General features: G+C 47.3%; 2 tRNA genes and 2 rRNA genes. All 4 read right to left on the bottom strand.

Features of this window, described 5'->3' with window-relative positions:
- Positions 1–56: 56 nt before the first annotated feature.
- Positions 57–2,814: ribosomal RNA gene (locus DRF67_RS21200) — 23S ribosomal RNA — on the bottom strand.
- Between the two features lie 199 nt (positions 2,815–3,013).
- Positions 3,014–3,090, bottom strand: a tRNA-Ala gene (locus DRF67_RS21195).
- A gap of 82 nt (positions 3,091–3,172) precedes the next feature.
- Positions 3,173–3,246, bottom strand: a tRNA-Ile gene (locus tag DRF67_RS21190).
- A 215-nt stretch (positions 3,247–3,461) separates the two neighbouring features.
- Positions 3,462–4,978, bottom strand: a 16S ribosomal RNA gene (locus tag DRF67_RS21185).
- The 16S and 23S rRNA genes sit together here with 2 tRNA genes alongside, the layout of an rRNA operon.
- Positions 4,979–5,074: the final 96 nt, after the last annotated feature.

The raw sequence follows: 5,074 nt of genomic DNA, 5'->3' as shown, positions 1-5,074 counted from the left end.
ATCGATAAAAACTTTCACAAAGAGCTAACCTTGCTGCACTTTCGTGCGCCATATCAGGCTATAAATCTACGGGTAATTAGTACTACTCGGCTATGACATTACTGTCTTTACACCTGTAGCCTATCAACGTCGTCATCTCCAACGACCCTTAAAAGATGTCTCATCTTGAGGCGAGTTTCGCACTTATATGCTTTCAGTGCTTATCTCTTCCAAACGTAGCTACTCAGCAGTGCACCTGGCGGTACAACTGATACACCAGAGGTTTGTTCAATTCGGTCCTCTCGTACTAGAATCAAGCCCTCTCAAACATCTAACGCCCGCAATAGATAGAGACCGAACTGTCTCACGACGTTCTGAACCCAGCTCGCGTGCCACTTTAATGGGCGAACAGCCCAACCCTTGGGACCTTCTCCAGCCCCAGGATGTGACGAGCCGACATCGAGGTGCCGAACCTCCCCGTCGATGTGAGCTCTTGGGGGAGACTAGCCTGTTATCCCCGGAGTACCTTTTATCCTATGAGCGATGGCCCTTCCATACGGAACCACCGGATCACTATGTCCTGCTTTCGCACCTGATCGACTTGTTGGTCTCACAGTCAAGCACCCTTATGCCATTACACTCTACGCACGGTTACCAAGCGTGCTGAGGGTACCTTTGAAAGCCTCCGTTACTCTTTTGGAGGCGACCACCCCAGTCAAACTACCCACCACGCAATGTCCTTCTAAAAGAAGTTAGGCTCCAAGTAAGTAAAGGGTGGTATTTCAACGTCGGCTCCACCAACACTAGCGTGCCAGCTTCATAGCCTCCCACCTATCCTACACATTACTTACTCAAAGTCAATACGAAGTTATAGTAAAGGTTCACAGGGTCTTTTCGTCCCATTGCGGGTACTCGGCATCTTCACCGAGACTACAATTTCACAGAGCTCATGGTTGAGACAGTGCCCAGATCGTTACACCATTCGTGCAGGTCGGAACTTACCCGACAAGGAATTTCGCTACCTTAGGACCGTTATAGTTACGGCCGCCGTTTACTGGGGCTTCAGTTAATGCCTTCGGTTTAACCCTAAGCACCTTCCTTAACCTTCCAGCACCGGGCAGGTGTCAGACCCTATACTGCATCTTTCGATTTTGCAGAGTCCTGTGTTTTTGATAAACAGTCGCCTGGGCCTCTTTACTGCGGCCAACATTGCTGTTGGCGTCTCTTCTCCCGAAGTTACGAGACTATTTTGCCTAGTTCCTTAACCATGATTCACTCTAGCACCTTAGGATTCTCTCCTCGACTACCTGTGTCGGTTTTGGTACGGGTTGCTTCACTTCGGCTTTTCTTGGAAGCACTTTCCCTACAGCAGCTTCGCCCGAAGGCTAGGCCTTGACTATTCCGTCAGTCTCCAGTAAGTACGGCACTCCGTCCCCTTTTTAGTGTGAGCAAGTATGGGAATATTAACCCATTGTCCATCCACTACCCCTTTCGGGTTCGCGTTAGGTCCCGACTAACCCTCAGCTGATTAGCATGGCTGAGGAAACCTTAGTCTTTCGGTGAGCGGGTTTCTCGCCCGCTTTATCGTTACTTATGCCTACATTTTCTTTTCTATCCGCTCCACAATACCTCACAGTACTGCTTCGGCGCAAATAGAATGCTCTCCTACCAGATGTACCTAAAGTACAAATCCATAGCTTCGGTAATATGTTTATGCCCGATTATTATCCATGCCGGACCGCTCGACTAGTGAGCTGTTACGCACTCTTTAAATGAATGGCTGCTTCCAAGCCAACATCCTAGCTGTCAATGCAGTCCAACCGCGTTGCTTCAACTTAACATATATTTTGGGACCTTAGCTGTTGGTCTGGGTTCTTTCCCTCTCGGACATGGACCTTAGCACCCATGCCCTCACTGCCGTAGAACATTTATTAGCATTCGGAGTTTGTCAGGAATTGGTAGGCGATGAAACCCCCGCATCCAATCAGTAGCTCTACCTCTAATAAACTTATATACGACGCTGCACCTAAATGCATTTCGGAGAGTACGAGCTATCTCCCAGTTTGATTGGCCTTTCACCCCTACCCACAGGTCATCCGAAGACTTTTCAACGTCAACCGGTTCGGTCCTCCACTCTGTGTTACCAGAGCTTCAACCTGCCCATGGGTAGATCACAAGGTTTCGCGTCTAATCCTACTAACTATACGCCCTATTCAGACTCGCTTTCGCTCCGGCTCCGGTACTTAATACCTTAACCTCGCTAGTAAAATTAACTCGTAGGCTCATTATGCAAAAGGCACGCCGTCACACCATATAGGTGCTCCGACCGCTTGTAGGCGTACGGTTTCAGGTTCTATTTCACCCTTCTATTCGAAGTGCTTTTCACCTTTCCTTCACAGTACTTGTTCACTATCGGTCTTTCAGGAGTATTTAGCCTTGGAGGATGGTCCCCCCATATTCAGACAGGATTTCACGTGTCCCGCCCTACTCATTTATCACTTAAATATGCCTTTCATATACGGGGCTATCACCCGCTACGGCTGTTCTTTCCAGAACATTCTATTAAACATAAATTAGCTTTTGGGCTAATCCGCTTTCGCTCGCCACTACTTACGGAATCTCTTCGATTTCTTTTCCTCCGGGTACTTAGATGTTTCAGTTCTCCGGGTTTGCTTCCCCTAAGGGATGACATGTCTTCAACATGCCGGGTTGCCCCATTCGGACATCTGCGGATCAATTCGTGTGTGCCAATCCCCGCAGCTTTTCGCAGCTTACCACGTCCTTCGTCGCCTCTGAAAGCCTAGGCATCCGCCATACGCCCTTAACGATTTCTTTCCTAATATTTATATTAGTTCAGTATTTTTTGATAAATAAAATTTATCGATATTTTTATAAACTCGGCACTCGAAAGTGCTCGGTTATCTCTTTGTGATGTCTTTACCGTTAATGTCAATGATCTTAATTCTATTTCTGATCTAATTCGCAAATATTGTTGTTGGCTCTATCTGCTTTTTTAAAATTAAACCATCTATGATGGTGGAGAATAAGGGAGTCGAACCCTTGACCTCCTGCGTGCAAGGCAGGCGCTCTAGCCAGCTGAGCTAATTCCCCCTCTAGGTGCTGTAGGCTTTACGCTATAAGCTTTAGGCAAACGCCTACTGCTTCAAGCTTACAAGCTTACCGCTTTAATTAGTAGTCTCGGGCAGGCTCGAACTGCCGACCTCTACATTATCAGTGTAGCGCTCTAACCAGCTGAGCTACGAGACTTCATTAGATTTAAAGATAAAAGAACCAAGAAACAAGACTCTAAAGTCTATATCTTTCTTCTTTTTCTCTTTCTTCTTGTATCTCTTCCCTATACTAATTTCTAGTGGGTTTTGTATTTGTAATATAACCAACCAAACAAAAAACTAAAGCTTTACTTTGAAGTAAGTACTTGTATCTTTCGATACTAATTTTGTTTAACGTTCTTCAACGCTCTAAAATGAGATGTTCCAGCCGCACCTTCCGGTACGGCTACCTTGTTACGACTTAGCCCTAGTTACCTGTTTTACCCTAGGCAGCTCCTGTTACGGTCACCGACTTCAGGTACCCCAGACTTCCATGGCTTGACGGGCGGTGTGTACAAGGCCCGGGAACGTATTCACCGCGCCATGGCTGATGCGCGATTACTAGCGATTCCAGCTTCATAGAGTCGAGTTGCAGACTCCAATCCGAACTGAGACCGGCTTTCGAGATTCGCATCACATCGCTGTGTAGCTGCCCTCTGTACCGGCCATTGTATTACGTGTGTGGCCCAAGGCGTAAGGGCCGTGATGATTTGACGTCATCCCCACCTTCCTCTCTACTTGCGTAGGCAGTCTCACTAGAGTCCCCAACTTAATGATGGCAACTAGTGACAGGGGTTGCGCTCGTTGCAGGACTTAACCTAACACCTCACGGCACGAGCTGACGACAACCATGCAGCACCTTGAAAAATGTCCGAAGAAAAGTCTATTTCTAAACCTGTCATTTCCCATTTAAGCCTTGGTAAGGTTCCTCGCGTATCATCGAATTAAACCACATAATCCACCGCTTGTGCGGGCCCCCGTCAATTCCTTTGAGTTTCAAACTTGCGTTCGTACTCCCCAGGTGGCTAACTTATCACTTTCGCTTAGTCTCTGAACCCAAAAGCCCAAAAACGAGTTAGCATCGTTTACGGCGTGGACTACCAGGGTATCTAATCCTGTTCGCTCCCCACGCTTTCGTCCATCAGCGTCAGTTGTTGCTTAGTAACCTGCCTTCGCAATTGGTGTTCTAAGTAATATCTATGCATTTCACCGCTACACTACTTATTCCAGCTACTTCAACAACACTCAAGACTTGCAGTATCAATGGCAGTTTCACAGTTAAGCTGTGAGATTTCACCACTGACTTACAAATCCGCCTACGGACCCTTTAAACCCAATAAATCCGGATAACGCTTGCACCCTCCGTATTACCGCGGCTGCTGGCACGGAGTTAGCCGGTGCTTATTCGTATAGTACCTTCAGCTACCCTCACGAGGGTAGGTTTATCCCTATACAAAAGAAGTTTACAACCCATAGGGCCGTCGTCCTTCACGCGGGATGGCTGGATCAGGCGCTAACCCATTGTCCAATATTCCTCACTGCTGCCTCCCGTAGGAGTCTGGTCCGTGTCTCAGTACCAGTGTGGGGGATCACCCTCTCAGGCCCCCTAAAGATCGTAGACTTGGTGAGCCGTTACCTCACCAACTATCTAATCTTGCGCGTGCCCATCTCTATCCACCGGAGTTTTCAATTTAAAATGATGCCATTCTAAATATTATGGGGTATTAATCTTCCTTTCGAAAGGCTATCCCCCAGATAAAGGCAGGTTGCACACGTGTTCCGCACCCGTACGCCGCTCTCTCATTTCCGAAGAAACAATACCGCTCGGCTTGCATGTGTTAGGCCTCCCGCTAGCGTTCATCCTGAGCCAGGATCAAACTCTCCATTGTATGTTTGTCTGACTCACTCAAAGTTTTTTAACGCTTTAGTTTTTCCTTACTTGGTTGTTATATTGTATGTCAATGATCTTTTCTGTCTTTCGCTTT

This window comes from Chryseobacterium pennipullorum (assembly GCF_003384725.1).
In the GTDB taxonomy this organism is placed as follows: domain Bacteria; phylum Bacteroidota; class Bacteroidia; order Flavobacteriales; family Weeksellaceae; genus Chryseobacterium; species Chryseobacterium pennipullorum.
Note: the sequence above shows the minus strand (reverse complement) of the source record. Positions and strands in the feature narration are given on the sequence as shown.